This is a genomic window from Enterococcus sp. AZ063, from assembly GCF_051715045.1.
Classification (GTDB): domain Bacteria; phylum Bacillota; class Bacilli; order Lactobacillales; family Enterococcaceae; genus Enterococcus_D; species Enterococcus_D casseliflavus.
Genome location: NZ_JBIOTA010000001.1, coordinates 1,845,602 through 1,872,321 on the forward strand (window position 1 = coordinate 1,845,602; position 26,720 = coordinate 1,872,321).

A 26,720-nucleotide genomic window follows, 5' to 3' on the forward strand; every position below is an offset into this window, starting at 1 on the left:
TCCTTACATCTCACTTCTTTTTTTAAAAGGAATCCATAATTCAACATGAACGACATGATTTTCTCTTTCTTGATAAAGCTCAGGGAAAAAATCCTCAGCAATCCACCCATTCTTCTTTAACCAGAAACGGGTATAGCGCATCGCTTTCCCCATATTGATGATCAGTTGCTCTGAAATCGTATCAAAACTGCAAACAACGTAATCCCGAGCCGGTAGCGTCCATTCACTGAAGGTCGATCCCTGTGAGCAATCACCTACTTGGCCAACAAAGTAACTTGAATGACCTTCTGGCGCATCTCCTGGAAACGAAACACCGATCTGACAGGTGGCTTTTCCCGGTTGATTGGCAATTTTTTGAAGAAATTCATGCCAAATTTCTTCAATCGGGTCGATCCCTGTTCGTTGCCCCAGCATTTTCCCATAGTTGAATGGATAGTAACCGACAATACCATAGAAGACCAGCGGATGCGGATTGCTTTTTTTCTGGATTTCTAAAACAACCCCTTCACTGATCAATGGGATACCCTCTTCCGTCACAATATAGCCTAATGAAAGATCTGGCTTATCAAAGTTTTGTAAGCCAATGGGCTTTCTCTGGTAAAGCGAGGGTGAAATTCTATAGACCGTTTTAAACGTTCTCGAAAAAACGGCATGACTGCTGAAGCCGACTTCAAAAGCGACATCAATGACTCGCTTCTTTTGGTCTTTCAATAAAAGCGCACCTCTTGCCAAACGACGCAGTTTTATATATTCTCTAATAGAAATTTTAACCAAACGAGTGAATAAGCGCTGATAATAAAAAACGGACAATGATGCAACTTGCGCCAACGTTTCGATCTCTAATGGCTCGGTAAGATTGTCTTCAATATAATCGATTGATTTTTGGATTGCATCCCATGCATGCATATGAATTTCCTTTCTTTTACTATAAAATAATTCGCTAAAAAAGCTTTACCGTGTCTGCTCTTTTTCAATTAATTTAATTGTGTTTTATTTCACAATAAAACGAATACTTAAAACCTGCTTATTGATTAGTTTAGCATAGCCTTTGTGCTCGATGGCTATGAAAATAAAAAAAGACGAGGATTTTCGTCTTTTTTTCGTTCGTTTTTAAACGATTGTATTGTTAGAAGGTTCCCACTACGTCGGGTTTTATAGGATAATCAGAAGAGAAGTCCGAGAAAAACTACGCAAAAGGGACCATTTTTATAAATCAATAGAAATAAATAGGCCGATCTTTGCGGTCTTGTAATGGGCGATTATTATTTTCTAATACTTCTTCGCGGAATTCTAAAATGAAGCGACGACTCATCTCACCAATCCAGTCAAAGACAAACCAGTTGATTGGCCCTTTCGTTGGCGGGGTCGTCAAGGAACCCACATAATGAAAATGATGAGTGCGCTCTGGCAAGAACATGCTCGGATCAAACCATTGGGTATGGTTCTCAAAGTCCCAGATGCTGTCGTCTTGCTGATTGCAGATCCAGTTGAGTTTATCCGTCAGTTTGAATAAGATACCCACCACCAAGTTTTCTCCGTCCTCATTCATATGAACGAGGTGAAACTCTAACTCTTGCTGCTCGTCATCGATAATGTGTTCAGACGGCATGTGAAAATGAATATCCGTCAAATAGTAGTTGATCCCTTTAAATGTGACATAGCTTTCTTTGTTATAAGGAACGAAGTGAATCGTATTTTTGAATTCTTTTTCCGTGAACCGCTCTCGTTTATAGTGAAAAGCCAAGTCCTGATCGATGGGTTCTTCGGTCTCATCGTGGACTAAAGCGATTGGGGATTGGTAAGGAAATTCGGCACCTTGTGCATACCAGTCGCACAAAGTGTGCCAATGTTCAGGTCCATTGTCTCCAGAATAACTCCAGGGAACGTCCATATTTCTTTTCAAAAAAAACAGCCTCCTAATTCAAGTTGACAGCAAGGTATAGCCCTTCCTATCAAAAAACTTTCTCCCAATGCTATCAGAAAATAGGTAAAAATAAAACGAATATGCTTGGTCATTCCCTCACATATCCGTTTCTTATTTCAATTCCTTATTCACTCAACCAGGCAGCAGGATCTTTACGCCACTCTTGTAACAGGGCAACATCAGACTCTTGAATAGCACCCGTTTCTAAAGCCGACTCAATCAACGCTGTATAGTTTGTCAAAGTCACATAGGATAAACCTGCTTGATCAAAATTTTCTTGGACTTGAGGCAGCTCGTAAGTAAAGATCGCAGCGACGCCTAATACATCGGCTCCTTCTCTTTTGGCTGCTTCACAAGCTTCTAAGACACTGCCACCTGTTGACAATAAATCTTCAATGACGACCATTTTTTGATTTGGTTTAATACGCCCTTCAATTTGATTGCCTTTACCGTGTTCTTTTGCTTTGCTGCGAATATAAACCATTGGCAAATCTAACAATTCAGCGACCCATGCAGCATGGGGAATCCCAGCTGTTGCGGTCCCTGCAATCACTTCTGCTTCTGGGTAAGTCGTTTTGATGACTGCAGCTAAGCCTTTCGCAATGGCGCGACGTACATGTGGATAACTCATAGTGATTCGATTGTCGCAGTAAATAGGGCTTTTGATGCCGCTTGCCCAAGTAAATGGTTCATTCGGTCGTAAGAAAATCGCCTCGATGTCTAAAAGATCTTTGGCAATTTGATTGGATTGTTCTTTCATTGGCTATCTTCCTTCCATTCTTGTTTTATTTGCAGATAACTTTCATACGGTGCCTTAGATTGGGTGATTGGACGTCCCACAACGATCATGGTAGCCCCTGCTTTACGAGCTTGTGCAGGTGTCATGATCCGTTTTTGATCACCAACTTCACTGCCAGCTGGTCGGATACCAGGCGTCAAGCGGATGAAGGCATCCGTTGTCCTTTGTTTGATCTGCTTTGCTTCGTGAGCGGAGCAAACAACACCGTCTAACCCAGCTTTTTGGGCACAAGTGGCGTAATGGATGACACTTTCTTGCAGTGACGTCATGATCTGCTGATCATGATGCATTTGTGCCTCACTAGTGGAGGTCAATTGGGTAACTGCAATCAAATCAGGAACTTTGTGTCCTGCGGGGGTTCCTTTTTGTAGGCCTATTTTTGCAGCAGTCATCATTTCGATCCCGCCGGCTGCATGAACATTCGTCAAAGCAACTCCTAACGAAGCTAAGCGTTCCATTGCTCGTCCTACTGTATTGGGAATATCATGTAGTTTTAAATCTAAAAAGATATCATGGCCACAGTCTTTTAACCAAGTAACGATCGCTGGTCCTTCTTGGTAGAAAATCTCCATTCCCACTTTCACAAACAACTTTTCCTCTATAGGAAATTGCGCTAAAAAAGTTTCAATAGCCTGTTTGTTAGGAAAATCTAAGGCAATAATTGGCCGTTCACTCATCACATGTGCTCCTCTCTCACTTCTTTTATCAGCTGTTCCAAAGAAGGGATCCCTAATTCTGCCATTCGGATAGGCAATTCTTCAATCAACTTTGGGCAAATGTAAGGATCGGTAAAGTTTGCGGTTCCGACTGCGACAGCACTAGCACCTGCCAGATACATTTCAAGGACATCATCCACTGACATCACGCCCCCCATGCCAATAATTGGTAATTGAGAAACTTGCGCCACTTGTTTGATCAGGCGAATCGCCACTGGTTTGATTGACGGACCAGACAAGCCCCCCGTTTGGTTAGCTAAAATTGGTTTCCGTGTTTTTAGATCGATCCGCATGCCTAAAAGTGTATTGATCATCGTAAACCCGTCGGCGCCGCCTGCTTCGATCGCTTGCGCAATTGGGACGATATCCGTCACATTCGGCGAAAGTTTGACATAGATCGGCACTTGCGAGACTTTTTTGACCGCTTCAGTCAATGCACCAGCAACCGCAGGATCGGTTCCGAACGTGATGCCGCCATGCTTGACGTTCGGGCAAGAGATATTCAATTCGATCGCTTTGACATTTTCTGCCTGACTGATTTCCTGACACACAAGAACATAATCTTCGACGGTCGAACCAGCAACATTCGCGATGATTGGCAAATCGGGGTGTTTTTGAGCTAAGTCGGGTAAAATTTGATTCATGACCGCTTCTAACCCAGGATTTTGCAACCCGATGGCATTCAACATACCGCTAGGCGTTTCTGCTACCCTTGGGGTCGGATTGCCGAAACGCGGTTCAGGTGTGGTCGCTTTGATCATCACCGCACCTAATTGACTGATGTCATAATATTTATCATATTCTGCACCAAACCCAAAACAGCCGCTGGCAGGCATGATCGGATTTTTCAGGCTCAATCCGGGTAGCTCGACATTGATCGACATTAAATGACCACCTTTCTCGCCTGAAATACAGGCCCTTCGTCACAAACTTTGACACTTTTTGTGCCTTGTTCATCATCTTTCGTATGGCAAACACAGGCATAACAGGCACCCATCCCGCAAGCCATTCGCGCCTCCATTGATAATTGAACATCTGGAAGGTCTTCGAAAAGCTGGGCGGTGGTTTTTAAAAGACCGTTATTTCCGCAAGCAAAGACCGCCGCAGGTGTTTGCTCTGCAGCTAATAACAGGTTGCCAACATTTCCTTGTAAACCCGCGCTGCCATCATCGGTAGCGATCCTCGTATCTCCCAGTGCGCGAAATTCCTCTTCATAATACATGACGTCTTTGCTGGCAAAGCCCAAAAAGTGAATGACGTGGACGCCTTGTTGCGTCAGGCGTTTCGATAATTCATAGAGCGGCGGTACACCGATACCGCCACCGACGATAAATGCAGTGTCCCCCTGGTTTAAATGATGATAGCGAAACCCATTTCCTAACGGCCCCATCACATCGATTGGATCACCAACAGTCATTTCTGAAAAAATTCTTGTGCCATCTCCTTCGACCCGATAAATGATTCGGCATTCTTTTTTCTCAGCATCAATATGATTGATACTGATCGGTCGGCGAAGAAGAAAGGCATTTTGAGGAACCCGCAGGTGTAGAAATTGCCCTGGGGTCCTCATCTCATTGACTAATTCACCCGTCAATGTCATTTCAAAAATCCGCGGTGCCAGTTGACGCTGTTTGCTGATGGTCATGATTTCTTGCTTCATCAAAAAACTCCTTTATCTGCGTTAAATTGCTTTTGTTGAAAAACTGCGGGATTCCATCACTTTTAGAATCGCATCCGCTGTATCAAGAGAAGTAAAGGTCGGTACACCATGTTCCACCGCTTCTCGGCGGATGATAAATCCGTCTTCCGTTGCATTTTGGCGATCTTTGTCCATGGTATTGACTACTACTTGGGTCGTTCCTTTACGGATCAAATCAACAACCGTTTCTTCTGCTTGCTGTTCGGAAATCTTGGCAACCCGAGTCACTTGTAGTCCTTTTTCTTCAAAGTAATCGGCGGTTCCATTGGTAGCCAATAAGGTAAAGCCGACCTCTACGAAACGCGCTGCCAGCGCTGTGGCCTCTTCTTTGCTTTCGTCTGCAACGGTGAAAAGTGCTTTTCCAAATTCAGGAATATGCAGGCCTGATGCCTCAAAAGCTTTATAAAGTGCTTTTGCCAAATCTTTGTCTGATCCCATTACTTCACCCGTTGATTTCATTTCAGGGCCTAAGTAAGTATCGACTTTTAAAAGTTTTGTAAAGGAGAAGACAGGTGCTTTGATGTGTACTTCATTTGGTGTTGGCGCAAGTCCGTCTTGATAACCTAACGCTGTGATCTCATCTCCGAGAATCGCCTTCGTGGCAATTTGTGCCATTGGGATCTCTGTTACCTTGCTTAAAAATGGTACGGTTCGGCTAGCACGAGGGTTTACTTCAATGACATACACTTTGTTCTCATGGATGACAAATTGGATATTCATCATACCGATACAATTTAAACCTAATGCCAAGCGTTTGGTATATTCTTCGATCGTTGCAATTAATTCATCCGAAAGATTTTGCGGTGGATAGACCGCCATTGAATCTCCTGAATGGACCCCTGCACGCTCGATATGTTCCATGATTCCAGGAATCAAAACAGTTTTGCCGTCACAGATAGCATCGACTTCACATTCTTTACCGACCAAGTAACGATCGACCAAGACAGGATGTTCTGGTGATGCTTTCACTGCATGACGCATATAATCTTCTAAATCGGCTTGGTTTTCCACGATTTCCATCGCACGTCCCCCTAAGACATAACTTGGGCGGACTAAAACAGGATAGCCGATTTCTTGAGCGATGGCGATCGCTTCTTGTTCGTTCGTCGCTGTATCCCCTGGTGGTTGCGGAATATCTAGCGCTTGTAATGCTTGCTCAAAGAGATCACGATTTTCGGCACGATCAAGATCTTCAATGCTGGTGCCTAAGATTTTGACCCCAGCTTTTACTAAAGGCTCTGCTAAGTTGATCGCCGTTTGCCCGCCAAATTGGACGATGACCCCAATGGGTTGTTCCAAATCGATGACGTGTAAGACATCCTCTAAGGTCAATGGTTCAAAGTACAGCTTGTCGGAGATAGAAAAGTCAGTCGAAACCGTTTCAGGATTACTGTTCATGATGATCGCTTCATAGCCAGCAGCTTGGATCGCTTTCACCGAGTGCACTGTCGCATAATCGAACTCCACCCCTTGTCCGATTCGGATCGGTCCAGAACCTAGGACAAGAACAGATTCTTTTTCACTGCGCTTGCTTTCATTCTCAAACTCATAGGTGCTGTAGAAATAAGGTGTTGCAGATTCAAATTCGGCGGCACATGTATCTACCATTTTGTAGACGGGCAAAATCTTTTGCTCATGACGCAGCGTACGGATCTCAGCTTCCGTGGTTTCCCACAGCTCAGCAATCTTTTTATCCGTAAAGCCATTTTGCTTGGCTTTTTTCAACACATCAAGGGATTGTGGTTCGTTTGCTAATGCTCGTTCGATCTCAAAGATGTGAAGCATCTTATCCAAGAAGAACAAGTCGATTTTCGTCATTTCGTTCAAATCTTCGATGGTGTACCCTCTTCGGATGGCTTCCATGACGTAGAATAGGCGATCATCCTGCGCCTTGATGACTTTTTCCATCAGATCATTGTCAGAAAGAGCTTCTAATTCTTTCATTTCGATATGGTGTGTGCCGATCTCCAATGAACGAACGGCTTTTAATAATGACTCTTCAATATTACGACCGATCGCCATCACTTCACCAGTCGCTTTCATTTGTGTTCCTAATCGACGTTCCCCAGTTTCAAACTTGTCAAACGGCCAGCGAGGAATTTTTGCGACGACATAGTCAAGGGCGGGTTCAAATTCTGCATACGTCGTTTCTGTGACTGGATTTTTCATTTCATCCAATGTTAAACCGACGGCAATTTTCGCTGCCAGTTTGGCAATCGGGTACCCTGTAGCTTTACTTGCTAACGCAGAGGAACGTGAGACCCGTGGATTTACTTCAATGACATAGTAGTTGAAGCTATGAGGATCAAGCGCCAATTGAACGTTACAGCCACCTTCGATTTTTAACGCGCGGATGATTTTTAATGAGGCATCCCGTAACATTTGGTATTCATGGTCTGACAAAGTTTGGCTCGGCGCAAAGACGATGGAATCGCCGGTGTGGATACCGACTGGATCGAAGTTTTCCATATTACAAACGACGATCGCGTTGTCAGCAGAATCTCGCATCACTTCATATTCGATCTCTTTATATCCAGCAATACTCCGTTCAATCAAGCATTGGGTCACTGGCGAGAGCTTCAAGCCGTTTTCAGCGATTTGGCGAAGTTCTTCTTCATTGTTACACATGCCGCCGCCCGTTCCCCCTAGCGTAAATGCTGGACGAACAATGATTGGAAAGCCGATTTTTTTCGCAAAATCAACTGCTGCTTCCACCGTTGACACGATTTCGGATTCTGGGATCGGTTGATCCAATTCTTCCATTAATTGTTTGAATAGATCTCTGTCTTCTGCCTGGTCGATTGCTGCTAATTTGGTTCCTAGCAACTCAATTCCTAATTCATCCAAAATACCTGAGTTGGCTAATTCCATCGCCATGTTCAAGCCCGTTTGTCCACCTAATGTCGGTAAAATTGCATCAGGTTGTTCTTTACGTAAAATCCGTGAGACAAACTCAAATGTGATTGGTTCAATGTAGACTTTGTCAGCAATTTCTTTGTCCGTCATGATCGTTGCGGGATTCGAATTGACTAACACCACTTCGTAGCCTTCTTCTCGTAATGCTAAACAAGCTTGTGTACCAGCATAATCAAACTCTGCCGCTTGTCCTATAATAATCGGTCCAGAACCGATAACCATGATTTTCTTGATATCTGTACGTTTTGGCATATTAGTTCTGCTCCTTCCATGCATCGATCATCTCTAAAAATTCGTCAAATAAGTGGACTGCATCATGCGGGCCCGGTGCCGCATCTGGGTGGTATTGGACACTGAATGCTGGGTAGCGGCGATGACGAACCCCTTCGATCGTGCCATCGTTCACTTCGACGTGGGTTACCATTAGTTTTTCTGGATCGATGGATGCTTCATCCACAGCAAAGCCATGGTTTTGTGAGGTAAAATCGATCCGACCAGTGGCGATCTCTCTTACCGGATGGTTTAATCCGCGGTGACCGAATTTCATTTTATAGGTATCTGCCCCATTCGCTAATGAGAAGAGCTGATGGCCTAAACAAATCCCGAAGATCGGTACCTTGCCTTGAATCCCTTGTATCATTTTAATTGCTTCTGGCAAGCTTTTAGGATCACCCGGTCCATTTGTCAGCATTACACCATCTGGTGCGAGGTCTAAAATTTCTTGCGCTGTCGTATTGTATGGCAAAATCGTTAAATTGCAGTTGCGGCGTGACAACTCCCGTAAAATACTGTGCTTCAAGCCGAAGTCGATGACCACGATATTGCGACCCGTTCCAGGACTTGGATAAGGTTTTGAGGTAGAAACTTGTGCCACTTGATTGGTTGGTAAAACCGCCGCTTTTAATTGATCAAAGGCATGGTCAAAGACATCTCCTGCATCAACGATACTCGCTTTCATGGTCCCATGTTGACGGATCTTTCTTGTCAGCGCGCGTGTATCGATTCCTGCGATCCCTGGAATATTTTTGCGTTTTAAAAATTCATCTAACGTCAGCTGTTTCCGCCAATTGCTCGCTAGACGCGCGTGTTCTTTCACAACGACCCCTTTACAAGTCGGTGAAATTGATTCGTAGTCGTCTCGGTTGACGCCGTAATTTCCAACCATCGGATACGTAAACGTAATGATTTGTCCGTTAAAGCTTTGATCCGTAATGGCTTCTTGATAGCCCGTCATGCTGGTGGTAAAAACAATCTCACCAAAAACATTGATACTGGCACCAAAGCCTTCGCCTTCAAAGTATGTTCCATCTTCTAAAATAAGCCAACGTTTCATATTATTGCCCACCTTTTTGCCATACTAATTTTCCATTTACAAATGTATAACTTGTATCCCCATATAACGTCCATCCACCGAAAGGCGTATTGACTCCTTTTGATAGAAATTGCTTAGGATCCACGTTATAAGCTGATTCTAAGTCAAAAATCGCGAGATCGGCTTTGTCTCCGACCATCATCGTTCCGGCGCTTAGACCAAAGATTGATGCTGGTTTCACGGTCATCCAATCCACTAGTTGTTGCAAGGTAAAGCGTCCTGTTTTGACAAAATGAGTGTACAACAATTGGAAGGCATATTCTGATCCGACGATGCCAAATGGTGCTTTTAAAAAGCTTTGCATTTTTTCTTCATAGCCATGTGGGGCATGATCCGTCGCGATACAATCGATCGTGCCATCCAGCAGACCTTCGATCAACGCTTCACGGTCTTCTTGCCCACGTAACGGTGGGTTCATTTTCCAAAAGCCTTCATCGGCAGGAATATCTTCATCGATTAGAAGTAAATGATGAGGAGAAACTTCGGCTGTCACATGGATACCAGCTTTTTTGGCATCTCGGATCACTCGAACACTTTCTTTGGTCGAGACATGGCAGACATGGTAATGAGCACCCGTTGCTTCCGCCAAAAGTACATCACGAGCGATTTGAGAAGCTTCCGTTACACTCAAGATCCCCGGTAGTCCAAGTTCTTCTGCTTTTTTACCAGCATGCATCACGCCGCCAAAGAGTAAGGAATCATCTTCTGTATGGGCAACCAAGGCCAAGTCATTTTCGGCGGCTTGCTTCATTGCCAAATACATTGTGCCAGCAGTCTGAACCCCGACACCGTCATTTGTTAAGGCAAATGCCCCCGCGGCTTTCATTCCAGCTGCATCCGTCAACGTTTCGCTGCGCAAGTTTTCGGTGATCGGGGCGTATTGTAAGACATTGATTGACGCATCTGCGTTGATTTTTTCGTAAACAGCTGCTAATTTTTCCGGTGTATCGGGAACTGGGTCAAGGTTTGGCATTGCGCAAACTGTCGTGAACCCACCGCGAGCTGCTGCCATGCTGCCCGTTTCAATTGTTTCTTTGTATTCAAAGCCTGGTTCTCTGAAGTGTACATGAACATCCACTAAACCTGGCGTGATCAATTGCTCTTTGGCATCGATGACTTCGTCAAAATCTGTTTCGGGAAATGCTGTACCGATCCCGCGAATGATTCCTTCTTCGATCCAAATTGCTGCAGGAACACAGTGATTGTCTTTTTTGATGATTTTACCGTTTTTAATGAGTGTTTTCATGTAAACTTCCTCCTCTAATTCTTTCCTTTTTGCCTGTTAGGCCTTACCGTTCAACACCGCTTCAAGAATCGCCATTCGAACAAAGACGCCATTGGACATCTGTGTGATGATTCGTGAGCGTAAGCTTTCAACTAAGGCATCAGCCAATTCCACATCGCGATTGACCGGCGCTGGGTGCATTATGATCGCATGCTCTTTCATTCTTGCGGCGCGTTCGACGGTCAACCCGTGATTTTTTAAGTATTCTTCTTTTGAAAAGCTTTCCGTTCCATCATGGCGCTCGTGCTGGACACGAAGCATCATCATAACATCGACTTCTGCGACCAATTCGTCTAATGGTAGCCAATGACCGTATACTTCAAATTCTTCGTCATACCATTCCTTTGGACCTGAGAAGAAGACTTTCGCTCCGAGACGCTTCAACATTTGCATGTTTGATTTTGCGACCCGTGAGTGGGTGATGTCACCTACGATTGCGACTTTCAAGTCGTCAAAATGCCCAAACTCTTCATAGATCGTCATCAGATCTAGCAAGCATTGAGTTGGGTGTTGGCCGCTGCCGTCCCCGCCATTGATGATACTGCACTGGATCGTTTTGCTTTGGATCAAAGCGTCGTAGTAATTTTCATCGCCGTGGCGAATGACCGCAACGTCTACACCTAAAGCCGACATCGTCAAGACCGTGTCATACAAGGTCTCGCCTTTTTGAACAGAACTGGTGGAGGCTTCAAATTCGATGACTTCGATCCCTAGTTTTTTCTCAGCAACATCGAAGCTTTTGTGGGTTCTGGTACTGTTCTCAAAAAAGAGATTTGTTGCGAAATATTGTTCTTTTTGGGGCATCCATTTCGCCCCTCTTTTGAATTCTTGTCCTCTGCGGATGAGTCCCATCACTTCACGGTCCGTCAATGCTTCTACCGTCAAAAGATGCTTTAAGCTGATTCTTTCGGATTGAATAATCATGAATGAATTCCTCCTTTGATTCTGTTTAAACGATGAGTTGGCACAAGTTATTTTTCTTCGCTGCGAGAGCTGTCAGGTAAAATAAGATTCAAGAAGATCCCTAGGACAGTTGCTAACGCCATTGCGGATAATGTGAAGGTACCGACCGTGAAGACAAGACCGCCGATTCCTACCACAAGGATCACTGACGCAATGATCAAATTCTTCTTACGATCAAAATCGATTTTGTTGTCGATCAAAATTTTCAACCCGCTGGCAGCGATGACGCCAAAGAGCAGGAAGCTGATCCCTGAGATGACTGGACCAGGAATACTTAAGATCAATGCGCTTAGTTTTCCAACGAAGCCTAGTACGATGGCTAGAACTGCTGCACCACCGATAACGAACACACTGTGGACGCGTGTAATTGCTAAAACCCCAATGTTTTCTCCGTAACTTGTCACTGGGGGGCCCCCAACGAGACCGGCTGCAATTTGAGCAAACCCATCTCCCAATAGTGTTCGGTTCAAGCCTGGCTCTTCAAAAAAGTTCCGCTTCGTTAATTTGTTCAAGACCATCAGATGACCGATATGTTCGGTCATGGTAACAAAAGCGATCGGCGCCATCGTAGTGATTGCATTCAGATACAGTTTTGGTTCATAGTTAATGAAGGGAATCTCGAAGCTCGGCATGCCAAACCAGTTGGCGTCAATGATGGGCTGTACATCGACGATTCCCGCTGCTAAGGCGATCAAGTATCCGCCCACGATCCCCAGAAGGATCGGAATCAGTCCTAAGAACCCTCGCAGAAACATATTGAAGAAAATCGTTAATCCTAAGGTAGCCAAGGCTACCAGAATGTACTTGAAATCGTAGACTGAGTCATTGTACATCGCATTCTGAGCTGCGTTAGCGGCTAACCCTAATCCAATCACCATAATCACAGGACCGACAATGATCGGTGGTAAGATCTTATCCAACCAAGCAGCACCCGCACGTTTAATGATCATCGAAACGATCACGTAGACCAACCCAGTCGTGATGGCGCCTTGTGCGATAGCTGGGTAGCCGTCAGATTTCATCAGCATCTGCATCGCTGCGATAAACGCAAAGCTGCTGCCTAGATACGCTGGAATCTTCCCTTTCGTCGTAACCAAGTAAACCAATGTTCCAATACCTGAACTAACTAGAGCGATGCTGGGGTTGATCCCAACGAGGATCGGAACTAAAACGGTTGCCCCAAACATCGTGAAAAGATGTTGTAAGCTTAGGCCTAACCAAGGCAGTGCTTTGGGCCGATCTTTGATGTCTAAAACTGCGTCTGGATTACGAAATTCTTGCTTCTGCATGTTGCTGTCACTCTTCTTCCTAGTCGTTTTCTTTATTGATCATGATCCGGTCAGAACCATCGGATTCTTCCATCTCCACGATAATTTCTTCACTTAAAGCAGTTGGAATATTTTTTCCAACAAAATCTGCCCGAATCGGCAATTCACGATGACCGCGGTCAACTAAAACGGCGAGTGAGATTCTTTTTGGTCGACCAATATCCATGATGGCATCCAAAGCTGCCCGAATCGTCCGTCCTGTAAACAAGACATCATCGATCAAGATGACTTCTTTGCCATCAATGGCAGTCGGGATGTCTGATGAATGGATCTCTGGATCATCTTCTGTCTTTTTGTCATCTCGGTACAAGGTGATGTCCAATTCACCGACAGGTACTTCTACGCCTTCTAGTTGTTTTAAACGTTCTGCTATTCGTTGCGCGATATAGATGCCGCGGGTTTTGATCCCTACCAGCACCAAGTTATCAATGCCTCGATTTCTTTCAATAATTTCATAGGTGATCCGCGTTAACGCTCGTTTCATTGTTACTGCATCTACTACTTCTTTCGCTGCCATATGTTATTCCCTCCTAATTTTGAACATAAAAAAACTCCTACCTGCTTGAGGTAGGAGTCATGTTTTCCGATCGTTGCCTAAAATCCCATTCTGTGGATTTTGGGTACACGTTATCATCTAGTAAGGGTTCGAATCTCCAACGCGGGAGTCGTCTGCTTACTCATTCCTTCTTAGCCTCACGGGACTACATTTAAAGGAGCTATTTAGTTGTTACAATTACTATACAGTTCTCACACAAAAAAATCAATCATTTTTTCGCAATTTTTTTAACGTGTCCGCGAACAGCTCTGGTAATGGCGCTTCAAAGACCAGCGACTCGCCTGTTGTTGGGTGGGTGAAGCCTAGAAGCTTGGCATGTAAAAACTGCCCATTGCCTTTTAGCGTGCGCTTAGGTCCATATAGCGGATCGCCAGCTAGCGGAAAACCGATGTACTGCATGTGGACTCTTATTTGATGGGTTCTTCCAGTTTCCAATTGCAATTCCACCAAGGTAAATTGATCAAAGCGTTCCAACACGGTGAAATGAGTCACTGCGGGTTTGCCATTCTCGATCACGGCTTGCATTTTCCGATTAACTTTCGAGCGGCCGATCGGTGCATTGATGGTGCCTTTTTCGTGGCTGATATTGCCATGGACCAATGCTACGTACTTGCGTAACGATGTTTTGTCTTTCAATTGTTTCGCTAACGACTCATGTGCCTGATCATTTTTGGCGATCATTAACAGACCCGACGTATCTTTGTCGATTCGATGAACGATTCCTGGCCGAACAACATCATTGATCGTGGATAAATCATCCATATGGTACAATAACGCATTGACCAAGGTGCCATTGGGATGCCCAGCGGATGGATGAACCACCATCCCTTGCGGCTTGTTGATGACTGCCACATCAGCATCTTGATAGACGATCGTCAAAGGAATATTTTCTGGTTGTAAGTCTACAACTTCAGGTTCTGGTACTTGGATGATCAAGTGATCACCTGCTTTTACCTTATAATTTGCCCGAACCGTTTCGCCCTTCAATGTGACCGCATCTTCTTTTAGCCACTGCTGGATTTGTGACCGACTATGATTTGGCAAGCGTTCAGCCAACACTTTGTCGACCCGCCCTTTTTCTTCTTTAATGATTACTTCAATTTGCTTTTCCATTTGATTCTCCTTGTTTCCCTTTTGCTTCGTCATCTACCAGTGCATAAATAAAAATCAAGATCACCCCGAACACTAATGACATATCAGCGATATTGAAAATTGGGAAATTGATAAAATCAAGCTGGAACATATCGACCACAAAGCCATGCTGCAACCGATCGATAAAATTACCGATCGCCCCACCTAGAACAAACGCCAGTCCGAAACGAAACCATAGACTGCTTTTTTGGTAGCGAAACAATAGGTAAACAACAACAGCAACCGCGATAACGGTGATGATCGCAAAAAAGGTGATTTTTCCTTCTAGAATACTCCAAGCTGCGCCCGTATTCTGAAGATAGGTCAGGGACAACACATTGTCGATCAGAGAATGTGTTTCACCCAGTTGATAATTGGCAACGATCCAAATTTTCAGCCATTGATCCAAGCCAATGACAACAGCACTTAACAAAAAAAACAACGCGATCATAAATTTTCCACTCTTTCTTCTTTAAAAATATCTCGCGGACGGATGATGCCCAAGAGATTTCCATTCGGATTTTTATCCTTGGTGATCAAAACCGCCTCAAGCAGGGCATTTTTTTGAAACAATTCTTCCACTTCTACGATGGTCGTTTCAGCCGACACGAAACAATAATTCGATCGTTTCCCATCTCCTGCTAATAATTCATCTGCCATTCTGCCTGCCAACTTGATTTCACCATGGAGGCTTTCTTTCGCTAACCAGTATCCCAGCATCCGCAAGGTGATCAATCCCAAAAATCGACCATTATCATAGATCGGAAATTGTGAATAGCGCTTTTGGGCAACGATTTTCAATAACTCTGGTAATGGCAGGTGCTTTTCAAAACCAGTCACTCGTTTCGCAAAACGCGGCATGACTTTTTCAGGTGCCAGTAAGGAGCGTTCAATTTCTTGGATGCGATTGACAACCCATTCATTCGGTTCTGCAATGACAAAGTTTTCTCCGATTTTTTCATGTACGATGGCATTGCGCAGCTGAGCCATTTGTAATAGATCATCTTCTGCTCTTCTGACATTGATATTTTTGCTTTTTGACAAGCGACGAACCATTTCAGAAAAACCCATATTCCGCGGATTATCCAATTCGTCACGAAGCCGCTTTTCGATTCGATTAAAACTGCTCAAAAATTGATCTGCACCACTAGCCATGAGGAACCTCCTTGATAAGATACGCTTTTTTTAAATAAATCAAAACAAAGACAAAATATGCCACTAAATACACACCGACAAAAAGCAACGAGTAAAGGGAGATGGATAATAAGCCCAATACCCCCATCATGAGAAAAAGGCTTAAATAAAAGCCGATATATATTCTTTTAAGCGCAGGATTCATCACGACCTCCAGCTTGAGCGCTGATTGGTCTTTTGGTAAATGAAAAGGCTGACTTTCTAAAAAAAACATGCGCACACGAATCGGCGTCTGCTCAGCCAGCGCCAAAAAAATCGTTTGCTGATGATTGATGGCAGCGATTCTTTTTTTTCCTTGCATGACCTCCAAGGGACTGCCCATTCCATAAAAACCAGTCCTCCTAGTTAGTTGTAGCTCCATTGACAAAGATCACCTCAATTGGTTAAGTATACTTGATTATCAAAAGAAAGAAAATAGACTTTTGCTTGCTTCCTTGATTATTATAACAAGAATCCCTACTTTTATCTTCCATCACGTCTAATGAACGAGAAAAAGACGAATGCCGCTTGCACCCGTCCTTTCAAGTCATCTCTTTCCGTTTTTCCGTTTCAAATGCCGCGAATGCCTTCTTTGTTTGTGATAGCTCTTTTAAAAAAGACCGATCGCTTGGCCATCAGAAGTCACGTCCATATTGATGGCGGCAGGTTTCTTCGGTAATCCTGGCATCGTCATCACGGCACCAGTCAAGGCTACGATAAAGCCAGCCCCTAATTTTGGCACGAATTCGCGAATCATTACTGTAAAGTCATCTGGTGCGCCCAATCGCTTTGGATCATCACTAAAGGAATACTGGGTTTTTGCCATACAGATCGGCAGCTGATCCCAGCCTTGTTCTTTGAAGCTTTGCAACTGTGCCTTGGCTTTCGGCGCAAACTCAACCTCTGCCCCGCCATAGATTTCCCGCACGATCAAAGAAGCTTTATCCGCTAAAGGCAAATCGTCGGTATACAAGCGTTGATAGTTGGCAGGTTTTTCCTCGATTACTTGAACCACTGCTTTTGCTAAATCCGTTCCACCTGCACCACCGTCTGCCCAAACGGCTGTCCGTGCGATGGTGACGTCGATTTTCTGGCACATGGTTTCGACTAATGTTCGCTCCGCTTCGGTGTCTTGTGAGAACTCATTAAGCGCAACGACAACTGGAATCCCGTATTTACGCATGTTTTCAACATGTCGCTTTAAATTACTGAAGCCTAACTCTAATGCTTTTAAGTTTTCTGTCCCTAAATCAGCCACAGCGACCCCACCATGCATCTTCAGTGCTCTGATCGTCGCTACTACTACGATCGCATCTGGTGCCTTTGATAAGTTCGGTGTTTTGATATCAAGAAATTTCTCTGCCCCTAAGTCAGCACCAAACCCAGCTTCGGTCACCGTGTATTCGCCTAAGTGCAAAGCCGTCTCGGTTGCGATGACACTATTACACCCATGAGCGATATTTGCAAAAGGTCCGCCATGGATCAGCGCAGGGGTTCCTTCAATCGTTTGAACGAGATTCGGTTTGAGGGCATCTTTTAAAAGTAAGGCTAAAGCACCTTGGACCGCCAGATCTTTTACGTAAATCGGTTGTTTCTCAAAAGAATAACCAATTAAAATCTTTCCTAATCGCTCTTTTAAATTATGAATGCTTGTTGCCAAGCACAAAATCGCCATGATTTCACTAGCAACGGTGATGTCAAAACCGTCTTCTCGGGGAACGCCTTGTAACGGTCCCCCTAGACCGACGATCACTTGTCGTAACGCTCGATCATTCAAATCGACAACCCGTTTCCATGTGACCCGACGTCCGTCGATCCCCAACTCATTGCCTTGCTGGATATGATTGTCGATCAATGCAGACAAGGCATTGTTTGCTGCTGTGATCGCATGTATATCGCCAGTGAAGTGTAAGTTGATATCCTCCATCGGCAACACTTGTGCTTTGCCGCCGCCGGTGGCGCCGCCTTTGATGCCCATTACTGGTCCTAAAGATGGCTCACGTAAGGCGATGACGGTTTGCTTGCCGATTTGATTTAACGCATCTGCAAGTCCAATGGTCACGGTTGACTTGCCTTCTCCAGCGGGTGTCGGACTGATCGCTGTGACTAAAATGAGTTTACCCAGCGGATTGTTTGCTTTTTCGTTGATTGCCGACCATTCGATTTTTGCTTTATACTTGCCATAAAGTTCCAGGTCATCGCCTGTTAAACCAAGTGGTTCAGCAATTTCAATAATCGGTTTAGGCATTGATTCTTGTGCAATTTCGATATCTGATTTCATTTTTACCCTCAATTCACGAACTATTTAGCACTTTAAAATGTATTTTGTTTGCTATGCTCTTATTATACTTGATTTTATTCAGAAAGAAAGAGAGATTTTTCACACTTTTACAAGAAGTTTCACGAATCCTTAATGTAAACAAAAAACAACGTCCCTCCTAAGGCTGTAACGCCAAAAGGAGTGATCGCTGCTTTCTAGATTCCTATGAATTACTCGTTGGTTTCGACCTGCACCCTTTTTTCAGGGATTTTTTCTTGAAAAAAAGTTTCTAACCATGCCACATCTTTTTTACGCAACGTGAAGGTATATGTTTTTTGATGATCGGTAATGCTTATTAAACGGTTTATAATTTGCCATTTTTCTATCTCAGGTAAAGAAATAAGGCTTTTCTTCCATAAGCGCGCATAGCGAATCAGGAGCAAATCATTTCTGATGAGCATGCTTCGGTGAATCCCTAACCATACAAAAAAGAAAAAGACGGCTAATACGAGGTTGCTTTTCCAATAAGGTCTGGTATTTTCTAACGAAAGAATCAAACTGATAAATAATATCATCATAGTAAACGACCAATAAATGATCGCTGTAGCAGCTTCCGGTTGCCAATACAATTTACGCTTCATAAAAGTTCCTCACAACATAAAATTTCTAGTATACTATCTTTATCATATCAAAAAAGGGTGAGACAATGTTAAAAGTTTATCTTGATGCTTCCACGAAAGGCAACCCCGGCCCTAGTGGCGGTGGAATCGTCATTGTCGGTACTGATCTGCATGAACAAATTGCGTTTCCGCTACCTGATTCAACCAACCACCAAGCAGAGTTCGCTGTGATGGTCAACGCGTTGCAGCTGCTGATTGACAAAGGTTTACAGGAACAAACAATTATGCTCTATACCGACAGCAAAGTCGTTGCGCAGACCATCGACAAGAATTATACCAAAAACCCTGCTTTTTCTGATTATTTAACAGAAATTCAATACTTGTTGAAACAGTTCGCTTTAGCAATCATCCAATGGGTCCCTGAGAGTCAAAACAAAGGTGCCGACCATTTGGCACGCCAAGGATTAGCAAAAGCGATGAAATTAAAGGATCGGAGACAATAACCGAGAGAAGTTTTGTTTGAAGCGCAACCAGTAAGATTGCTTCGCCAAAATTTCATCCGTCAGTAATGTTGATTGTGCCATATCCTCTTCAAAGAAGCCTTTCAACGTTTGCGTGACATCGTGATCGTAGGCGAAGGCATTGACTTCAAAATTCAAGGCATAACTCCGAATGTCTTGATTCGTCGTCCCAAAGGAACTAATGGTATCATCCATCATGACCGTCTTCGCATGGAGGAAACCGTTGTTATAGATGTAGATTTTTGCACCACGACGATGCAAGTAATTGGCATAATGCTGCGTTGCCCGGTAAATAAATGGGTGATCCGGCATACATGGAATCATGATTCGGACGTCTACACCTGAGTGAATCGCAATTTCTAATGCATTCATCATACTGTCATCGGGAATCAAATAAGGCGTTTGGATCCAAATCGATTCTTTGGCAGCCAAAATCATTTTTACAAAACCGCCTTTGAGAATTTGGGTCTCACTTTCCGGCCCATCAGCGACGATCTGCAAATCAACATTTCCAGATCGCTCTTTCGGCGGTAGAATAAAGTAGCGATCCTCGTATTCCAGCTGATCCTCTTCTCTTTTTACAGATGCGTTCCAGTCACGAATAAAAATCTCTTGTAGTGTAAAACTGGCAGTACCTACGATTCTCGCATGGGTGTCTCGCCAATAGCCAAATTTGGCCTTTTTCCCTAAATACTGATCGCCGACATTAAAGCCGCCAGTCCATCCGATTTGACCGTCGATCACAACGATTTTTCGATGTAGATGGTAGTTCAATCGTGTGTTGCGGATTAGGTTCTTCGAAGTGATGAAAGGCACGACTTTTCCACCGGCATCAATCAACGGTTGAAAGAATTTCCGATTGGCCTTCGGTGACCCCCATGGATCATAGACCAAACGCACTTCAACACCTTCACGGGCTTTATCGATCAAGATTGACAAGAATTGGCCACCGATCTCATCATTAAAAAACGAATAATACTCCACATGCAGATTATCTTCTGCTTGCTTCATGTCCTCAAACAATGCTGCAAATTTTTCTTTTCCATCTGTATAAAATTCTACTTTGTTTCCTTTCGTCAAGGGCGATTCATCAAGGTTCTTAAAATAGCGCTCTAATAGATGATTGTCATCTGAGTAAGGATGTTCAGGAAAAGAATAATTGTGCACTTTGATGATTTGATTCAACTCATTGATCCTACTTTGGTGGTGCTCACTAAATTTATAAATAATTTCTCCGTCGATCCCCCGACCACAAAACAAGTACAACAAGAACCCGATGCCGGGGATGAATACCAACGTCATCATCCAAGCAAAGACACTTGCAATCGAGCGTGGTTTCCGAAAAACAGTAATAAAGGCAGCGATCGTATTAATAAACAAAAGTGCCAATAATACTGTGGAAATCATGCTCATATCCATTTTTATCATAGTTTCCTCCTATATCCTGTAACCCTATAATAGGTAACTGTGATCGAAAGCAAGCTTCAATTCATAGTCCCCTAGTGTTTCTTTGATTTTTTGTTTCAGCATTTCTTCGATTTCTTGATCACTATACGCCGATTTTGCGGGAATCACTAAATCAAAAGCCAACAGATCTCCTTTGACCTGAAAATCATGCATCCGTAACTGTGGGTCAACGAAGCGAATGATCTTTGACACTTCTTTTTTTAAATGCCGATACTGCTGATCTTGAATTGGTACTGGATCAAGATGACAGACCAGGTCGACCTTTAAAGATTGGCGAAAATCTTGTTCAATCGCATCAATCACCTCATGCGCTTCTCGTAAAGACCACGTTTCATCCACTTCGATATGCACACTAGCAAAGCGATTTTTCGGTCCATAATTATGAACCAGTAAATCATGGTAACCGAGAATCGTCGGATAGTGATCCAAGCGTTGCTCCATGGCAGCTACTTCTTCTTGGGTTGGGCGTGCCCCTAATAATTCGTTGATAAAGGAACGAATCATTTTGATTCCGCTAATCAAAATATACAAGGCAATCAGACAGCCGACAAAGCCATCGATACGTAGGCCAGTCAGCCACTCGATCGTCGCTGAAAACAAAACTGCCCCCGTTGTATACACATCGTTGAGACTGTCTTGTCCGCTGGCTTTAAGTGTTTGAGAGCCGATCAGGTTCGCCAGTTTGCGGTACATCGCTCCCTGCCAGATTTTGATCAAAATCGATAAGACCAAAACGATAAACAATAGTGGGGAAAGACGGATACTCGTCGGTTCCATGATGCGTTGCACAGAGCTGATGAGAAATTGGCCGCCAACAAACGTGATGATCAAAGATACTACAAACCCACTGATGGCTTCAAATCGCTCATGACCATATGGATGTTCACTATCGGCTGGTTTCGCAGAGATCCGAAAACCGATCAATGTTAAAATAGACGAAGCGGTATCTGAAAGACTGTTGATGGCATCTGCCATAATCGAAACAGACTGGGCAGATAAGCCAATGATAAATTTCCCAGCAAATAATAGTAGGTTGGAAAGCAACCCGAGGCTGCCTGCTAACTTCCCGATGGCTGTACGTTCGTAGACACCATTTTTTTTGCTACGATCTAAAAAAAAGTTTAGCAAATCATCACCCTCTCAAAAAACCATCTTTCTTATTTTACCCCGAAGGAATTCAATTAAACAACTATTCGTATCGTTTTTTCGAAAAAAAAAGCGAATTCCCTTCAATTATCAAACGCATTTTCAGATAACACGTAGGAAAAAAGGAAAAAGATAACGGAAGGGTCTCCCCCTCCGTCATCTTCGTTCAAAAAAGGAATGTGTTAAAGACCTACGCTCCTCTTTCACCTATCTTCTTAAAGGAAAGGAACTCGCGGGTATAGATTCAACCATAGTGTGCTTACTTGGCAGCTAACCACGCTGCTGCTGTCTCAAGTGCTGCTGCGATTCCTTCTGGATTCTTCCCGCCGGCTTGTGCCATATCAGGACGGCCGCCACCGCCGCCGCCAACTTTAGGTGCGATCTCTTTGATCAAATCGCCCGCTTTCAATCCTTTTTCGTTGGCTGCTTTCTTCATGGCAGCTAAAAGATTCACTTTGCCATCATTCGCGGTAGCTAACACTAAAATATCAGAATGGTCTTTTTGTTTCCATTGGTCAGCTAGTTGACGTAATTGGTTCATGTCCTTTACAGTCACTTTTGCTGTGATCAGACGCAGACCATTTACTTCTTTGACATCCTTGAAAACATCCCCTGCTTGCTGGTTTGCTAACTTGCTGGCAAGAGCTTCGTTTTCTTTTTGCAATTCACGCAGCTGCGCTTGCAGTTGTTCTGTTTTGGCAACGACTTCTTTTAATTGGGCGGATTTAACGATCCCTGCAATTGCTTTTAATTGCGCTTCTTCTTCATGCAATAACGTATAAGCTTCTTGACTAGTCACTGCTTCAATCCGACGAACACCAGCACCGATCCCTGATTCAGAAACGATTTTGAAAATACCGATATCCTCCGTATTTGCTACATGGGTTCCCCCACATAATTCGATCGACCAATCGGCAACATTGACGACGCGAACGTCATGCCCATATTTTTCACCAAAGAGTGCCATCGCTCCCATGCCTTTTGCGGTATCGATATCCGTTTCGATCGTCACAACAGGAAGAGCTTCCCAAATTTTCTGGTTTACGATTTGTTCCATTTGGCTCAGCTCTTCGCTGGTCACTTGCCCAAAATGACTAAAGTCAAAGCGCAAATGTCCTGGAGCAACTAATGAACCTGCTTGGTTCGCATGGCTGCCCAATACTTCTTTTAAGGCTTTATGCAATAAGTGAGTCGCTGTATGATTTTTAATGATCTTATTGCGACGATGCTGATCCACTTGTAAGAAATAGTTCATGCCTTCTTGTAGTGGCGCTTTGATTGTAGCAGTATGCAAGAACTGACCGTTCGGTGCTTTTTTGACATCCGTCACTTCCGCTACGATCGTACCATCTTCTGCTACGATCGTGCCTGTGTCCGCAACTTGTCCACCCATTTCTGCGTAAAATGGTGTTTCGGCAAAAATCAGTTTTGCTTCACCTGTCGAAACAGAATCATGTAACGCTTCGTCTTGGATGATCACTAATAATTCGCTGTTTGCTTCAAGTGAATCATAGCCAACGAAACGGCTGTCTACTTTGATATCTGTCAATAAAGCGGATTGTACGCCCATTGAAAGCTCCGTTTGTCGAGCTGCACGAGCACGGGCACGTTGTGCATCCATTTCTTGTTCAAACCCTTGGTGGTCCACTTTCAACCCTTCGTCTTCCGCCACTTCTTCTGTCAATTCAACTGGGAAGCCGTAAGTGTCATACAATTTGAAAATATCTTGACCAGCTAACGTATCTTGACCGTCTGCTTTTACTTGGGCGATCACTTGATTTAAAATATCTAACCCTTCATTGATGGTTTCATGGAAACGTTCTTCCTCGTTGCGGATCACTTTCTCAATAAATTCTTGCTGCTCTAGTACTTCAGGATAGTAGCTTTCCATGATCTCGCCAACGATCGGTACTAATTTGTATAAGAAGGCAGCATCGATCCCTAATTTTTTCCCATGCATGACTGCACGACGTAATAAACGACGTAAAACATAGCCACGGCCTTCATTTGAAGGAAGTGCCCCATCGCCGATCGCAAAAGAAAGCGCGCGGATATGGTCTGCAATCACTTTAAAGGAGATATCTGTCGTTTTGCTGTCGCCGTAGTTCACACGACCGCTTAAATCTGCCACTGCATTAATGATCGGCAGAAACAAGTCTGTTTCAAAATTGGTTGGTGCATTTTGAACGATGGAAACCATTCGTTCCAGCCCCATCCCCGTATCAATGTTTTTATGTGGTAGTGGTTCATAGGAGCCATCTGGTTGATGATTGAATTCTGAAAAGACCAGATTCCAGATTTCCAAATAGCGTTCATTTTCGCCACCAGGATAGTTTTCGGGATCATCTTCCGCTACGTCATTAAACTCAGGACCACGGTCATAGAAAATCTCTGAATCTGGTCCACATGGTCCTGCACCGATGTCCCAAAAGTTGTCTTCAATCTCAACGATATGCTCTGGTGTCAAGCCGACTTCTTCTGCCCAGATCCGTTTTGCTTCTGTGTCTTTTGGATAAACCGTGACATATAATTTTTCTGGATCAAAAGCCATCCATTCTGGTGATGTCAAAAACTCCCAGGCCCAATGAATCGCTTCATTTTTAAAGTAATCGCCGATCGAAAAGTTGCCTAGCATTTCAAACATCGTATGGTGTCTCGCTGTTTTCCCAACATTTTCAATATCGTTGGTCCGAATCGATTTTTGCGCATTGGTAATTCTTGGGTTTTCAGGAACAACACTGCCATCAAAATATTTTTTTAGCGTTGCCACTCCTGAATTGATCCATAATAGGGTTGGATCGTTGACTGGGACAAGGGACGCACTTGGTTCAATTGAATGACCTTTTGATTGAAAGAAGTCCAAAAACATTTGGCGTACTTCTGCACTGGATAATTGTTTCACGTTATTCTCCTACTTTCTTCTGTGTTCGCTTAAGATACAGGGGCTGACAAAATTGCTGGTAAGGCGCTCTTATGCCTGTCGAGTCATTTTGACGAAAAAAAACACCATTGCAGAGCAAGGACGTCGATACGCGGTACCACCTTGCTTGCAATGATGTGACTCATTACCTCTTAGACTCGTTAACGCGGAGTGGACGGCAACATTTCTGCTACAGTTGAGCACCAAAGGGAGCAATCCGTCTGAATTCATGTTTTTCTCTCAGCAATGAAAAACTTTCTGTAATGAATCATCAAACCGACCATATCCTTCGTCATTCAAAGTATAAGGAAATGTGTCGAAAAAGTCAATCCTCAAATCCGTTCTTTGTTGATCAGAATCGCTTTGCGGTAACGATAGCTTTGCGGAGAAAGCTTTTGATCTGGCTGCAGCATTTTCCGTGAACGGTAATAACTGGCATATGGCAAGGCATCGAATAAAGGATGCCCACAAATCTGCCAGTTCTCCATTTTTAAAGACAAGCCATCTGTCAGCTCCCACGCATCCGCAAGCCCATAGGTGCAGCCAAATAAATTCGGTTCAAGCAATTCAGCGGTTGACAAAGAGACACCATCGTCGCAGGACTTTTCATTGCCCCAGCGAAAAAGTCGCCGAGTCGCAGCACCGCAAACGTATTCCCATTGATCCTCTGATAGTAGCTGAAAGCCTTGTTTATCTAACTGCTGTTTCAATTCTGTTTGACTGACGGATTCGTGGGTAAATAACTGATAGGTTTCCGATAACGGCTCTAGTGCAGCAAAATAGCGATTCTCTTCGTGGTAAAAAGCGGGTAATTCCCAACGCAAGCTTTCCTCAAAGGACGCTGGTGCTGTGAATTGTGCCTTTAGCTCTTTTTCGAAAACACTGAATTGATCGACTAACCCGTGAAACTCCCCAGTGATTGTATTTAACTGCCCGATATACCTTGCGCCAGCAGGCAGAGAACTTTTTTGGACTAGCATAGGATCAATCACAGCTTTGCGCAAAGGGCTCGTAGACTCATTGACAAAAATCCCCCAATCCTGGCTGGTTTCTAACTCATAGATTGTTTCCAGCTGGCGAATGATCTCGTTGGGGGCTGACTGCCAATTTTTACTCCAGCAAGTAGCTGGTAATCCTTGCACACCGAGATCCCAACCTAAGATCGCCTCAGAGTTCCCTGGTATAAAGACAAAGTCTTCGCCATCGATCGTTAATTCAAAGGTCGCACATTTCAACCCTGCATACGTCAACTGACTAAAATGGACATCGGTGATCTCCTTTAAAGGACTGACAAAATACATTAAAATTTGCTGGATCAGCTGTTCTTTGATTTCAAAGGACAGTGTCTTCCAATTTGACCATTGTAACGCCTCAAAAAAATCCACGTCATTTCTCCTCTCATCTGCTACAATTACTATATAACGAGTATACCACGAAAAAGGAGGAAAACGACTGATGCTTTATTTTGGACGCAGTCCGTGGATGCTACAAGCGGTTTTCGCCCTGCGGCAAGCCGTTTTTGTGGAAGAACAGCACATCCCTATAGAATGGGAATTTGATGAAAAAGACCAATCTTGCCCATACTTTCTTTGGCTAGATGGACGCATCCCGATCGCGACCATTCGCTATCAATTCTCTTCACCGAACACTCTGCAACCTGATCGCTTTTGCGTAGCCAAGGCCTATCGGCACCAAGGATACGGCACCAAATTATTGCATTATCTCGAAATGCGTGGTGTCCAAGAGGGTGCCCTCCAATCAGTGTTATCCGCAGAGATCGACGCTTGTGCGTTTTATGAATCCTGTGGGTATCAAAAAAAATCCGAGCCCTATACTGAAGATGGTGTATTGTGTGTAGAAATGACCAAACAATTAAAAACAGCAGTCAAGTAAGAGAACACCCCTTACATGACTGCTGTTTTGG

The 26,720-nt window shown here is 43.9% G+C and carries 24 protein-coding genes; 2 read left to right on the forward strand and 22 right to left on the reverse strand.

Annotated elements, in window-relative coordinates:
- Positions 1-3: 3 nt before the first annotated feature.
- The 18 genes from IGK61_RS08525 to IGK61_RS08610 all read right to left on the reverse strand — a co-directional run bounded on the left by IGK61_RS08525 (position 4) and on the right by IGK61_RS08610 (position 18,763).
- On the reverse strand, positions 4-906 hold the full coding sequence (locus IGK61_RS08525; protein WP_074535797.1) for an AraC family transcriptional regulator: 903 nt from the start codon (positions 904-906) through the stop codon (positions 4-6).
- A gap of 307 nt (positions 907-1,213) precedes the next feature.
- Positions 1,214-1,891, reverse strand: a complete 678-nt coding sequence (locus IGK61_RS08530; RefSeq protein WP_074535795.1) for a carbonic anhydrase family protein — start codon at positions 1,889-1,891, stop codon at positions 1,214-1,216.
- 157 nt (positions 1,892-2,048) lie between these two features.
- Positions 2,049-2,684 carry an orotate phosphoribosyltransferase gene (gene pyrE, locus IGK61_RS08535; RefSeq protein WP_074535794.1) on the reverse strand — a complete coding sequence of 212 codons (636 nt, stop codon included), beginning with the start codon at positions 2,682-2,684 and terminating at the stop codon, positions 2,049-2,051.
- Entirely contained in the window at positions 2,681-3,400 is a 720-nt protein-coding gene (gene pyrF / locus IGK61_RS08540) for an orotidine-5'-phosphate decarboxylase (RefSeq protein WP_074535792.1), read from the reverse strand. The genes pyrE and pyrF overlap by 4 nt, the downstream gene beginning before the upstream one ends.
- Positions 3,400-4,323, reverse strand: coding sequence for a dihydroorotate dehydrogenase (locus IGK61_RS08545; protein ID WP_005226113.1), 924 nt, complete (start codon positions 4,321-4,323; stop codon positions 3,400-3,402). The genes pyrF and IGK61_RS08545 overlap by 1 nt, the downstream gene beginning before the upstream one ends.
- On the reverse strand, positions 4,323-5,099 hold the full coding sequence (locus IGK61_RS08550; RefSeq protein WP_005226114.1) for a dihydroorotate dehydrogenase electron transfer subunit: 777 nt from the start codon (positions 5,097-5,099) through the stop codon (positions 4,323-4,325). Before IGK61_RS08550 ends, IGK61_RS08545 begins: the two co-directional genes overlap by 1 nt.
- A 21-nt stretch (positions 5,100-5,120) precedes the next feature.
- A complete protein-coding gene (carB, locus tag IGK61_RS08555) occupies positions 5,121-8,306 on the reverse strand; it encodes a carbamoyl-phosphate synthase large subunit (RefSeq protein ID WP_074535791.1) in 3,186 nt (1,061 codons plus the stop codon).
- 1 nt (position 8,307) lies between these two features.
- Positions 8,308-9,387 carry a carbamoyl phosphate synthase small subunit gene (locus tag IGK61_RS08560; protein WP_005235984.1) on the reverse strand — a complete coding sequence of 360 codons (1,080 nt, stop codon included), beginning with the start codon at positions 9,385-9,387 and terminating at the stop codon, positions 8,308-8,310.
- Position 9,388: 1 nt separating this feature from the next.
- Complete coding sequence (locus IGK61_RS08565; protein ID WP_074535789.1) at positions 9,389-10,672, reverse strand: dihydroorotase; 1,284 nt, start codon at positions 10,670-10,672, stop codon at positions 9,389-9,391.
- 36 nt (positions 10,673-10,708) lie between these two features.
- The gene (locus IGK61_RS08570) at positions 10,709-11,635 is read right to left on the reverse strand and encodes an aspartate carbamoyltransferase catalytic subunit (protein WP_005235988.1); all 927 of its coding nucleotides are present in this window, start codon (positions 11,633-11,635) and stop codon (positions 10,709-10,711) included.
- A gap of 47 nt (positions 11,636-11,682) precedes the next feature.
- Entirely contained in the window at positions 11,683-12,963 is a 1,281-nt protein-coding gene (locus IGK61_RS08575) for a solute carrier family 23 protein (protein ID WP_005235990.1), read from the reverse strand.
- A 19-nt stretch (positions 12,964-12,982) separates the two neighbouring features.
- Positions 12,983-13,519 carry a bifunctional pyr operon transcriptional regulator/uracil phosphoribosyltransferase PyrR gene (pyrR, locus tag IGK61_RS08580; RefSeq protein WP_005231374.1) on the reverse strand — a complete coding sequence of 179 codons (537 nt, stop codon included), beginning with the start codon at positions 13,517-13,519 and terminating at the stop codon, positions 12,983-12,985.
- 243 nt (positions 13,520-13,762) lie between these two features.
- Positions 13,763-14,671: an RluA family pseudouridine synthase gene (locus tag IGK61_RS08585; protein WP_074535788.1), complete on the reverse strand. Its 909-nt coding sequence runs from the start codon at positions 14,669-14,671 to the stop codon at positions 13,763-13,765.
- Positions 14,655-15,140: a signal peptidase II gene (gene lspA, locus IGK61_RS08590; RefSeq protein ID WP_005226122.1), complete on the reverse strand. Its 486-nt coding sequence runs from the start codon at positions 15,138-15,140 to the stop codon at positions 14,655-14,657. The genes IGK61_RS08585 and lspA overlap by 17 nt, the downstream gene beginning before the upstream one ends.
- Positions 15,137-15,844, reverse strand: coding sequence for a CBS domain-containing protein (locus IGK61_RS08595; protein ID WP_074535786.1), 708 nt, complete (start codon positions 15,842-15,844; stop codon positions 15,137-15,139). Before IGK61_RS08595 ends, lspA begins: the two co-directional genes overlap by 4 nt.
- The gene (locus tag IGK61_RS08600; RefSeq protein WP_074535785.1) at positions 15,837-16,244 is read right to left on the reverse strand and encodes a hypothetical protein; all 408 of its coding nucleotides are present in this window, start codon (positions 16,242-16,244) and stop codon (positions 15,837-15,839) included. The genes IGK61_RS08595 and IGK61_RS08600 overlap by 8 nt, the downstream gene beginning before the upstream one ends.
- 228 nt (positions 16,245-16,472) lie before the next feature.
- A complete protein-coding gene (locus IGK61_RS08605) occupies positions 16,473-18,143 on the reverse strand; it encodes a formate--tetrahydrofolate ligase (protein WP_074535783.1) in 1,671 nt (556 codons plus the stop codon).
- Between the two features lie 209 nt (positions 18,144-18,352).
- Positions 18,353-18,763, reverse strand: a complete 411-nt coding sequence (locus IGK61_RS08610) for an EbsA family protein (RefSeq protein ID WP_074535782.1) — start codon at positions 18,761-18,763, stop codon at positions 18,353-18,355.
- Positions 18,764-18,828: 65 nt separating this feature from the next.
- Here IGK61_RS08610 and IGK61_RS08615 point away from each other — a divergent pair, with 65 nt between their 5' ends.
- Positions 18,829-19,245, forward strand: coding sequence for a ribonuclease HI family protein (locus IGK61_RS08615; protein WP_005226128.1), 417 nt, complete (start codon positions 18,829-18,831; stop codon positions 19,243-19,245).
- Here IGK61_RS08615 and cls read toward each other — a convergent pair.
- From cls to IGK61_RS08635, 4 genes are all read right to left on the reverse strand, one after another.
- Positions 19,225-20,691, reverse strand: coding sequence for a cardiolipin synthase (cls, locus tag IGK61_RS08620; protein WP_015509734.1), 1,467 nt, complete (start codon positions 20,689-20,691; stop codon positions 19,225-19,227). The genes IGK61_RS08615 and cls overlap by 21 nt on opposite strands.
- Before the next feature lie 24 nt (positions 20,692-20,715).
- The gene (locus tag IGK61_RS08625; protein ID WP_074535780.1) at positions 20,716-21,858 is read right to left on the reverse strand and encodes a cation diffusion facilitator family transporter; all 1,143 of its coding nucleotides are present in this window, start codon (positions 21,856-21,858) and stop codon (positions 20,716-20,718) included.
- A gap of 277 nt (positions 21,859-22,135) precedes the next feature.
- Entirely contained in the window at positions 22,136-24,778 is a 2,643-nt protein-coding gene (gene alaS / locus IGK61_RS08630) for an alanine--tRNA ligase (RefSeq protein WP_074535779.1), read from the reverse strand.
- A gap of 350 nt (positions 24,779-25,128) precedes the next feature.
- Positions 25,129-26,181, reverse strand: a complete 1,053-nt coding sequence (locus IGK61_RS08635) for a DUF7278 family profilin-like fold-containing protein (protein WP_074535777.1) — start codon at positions 26,179-26,181, stop codon at positions 25,129-25,131.
- Positions 26,182-26,251: 70 nt separating this feature from the next.
- Between IGK61_RS08635 and IGK61_RS08640 the strand changes: the two genes are divergently transcribed.
- Positions 26,252-26,689: a GNAT family N-acetyltransferase gene (locus IGK61_RS08640; protein ID WP_074535776.1), complete on the forward strand. Its 438-nt coding sequence runs from the start codon at positions 26,252-26,254 to the stop codon at positions 26,687-26,689.
- The last annotated feature ends 31 nt before the right edge of the window (positions 26,690-26,720 follow it).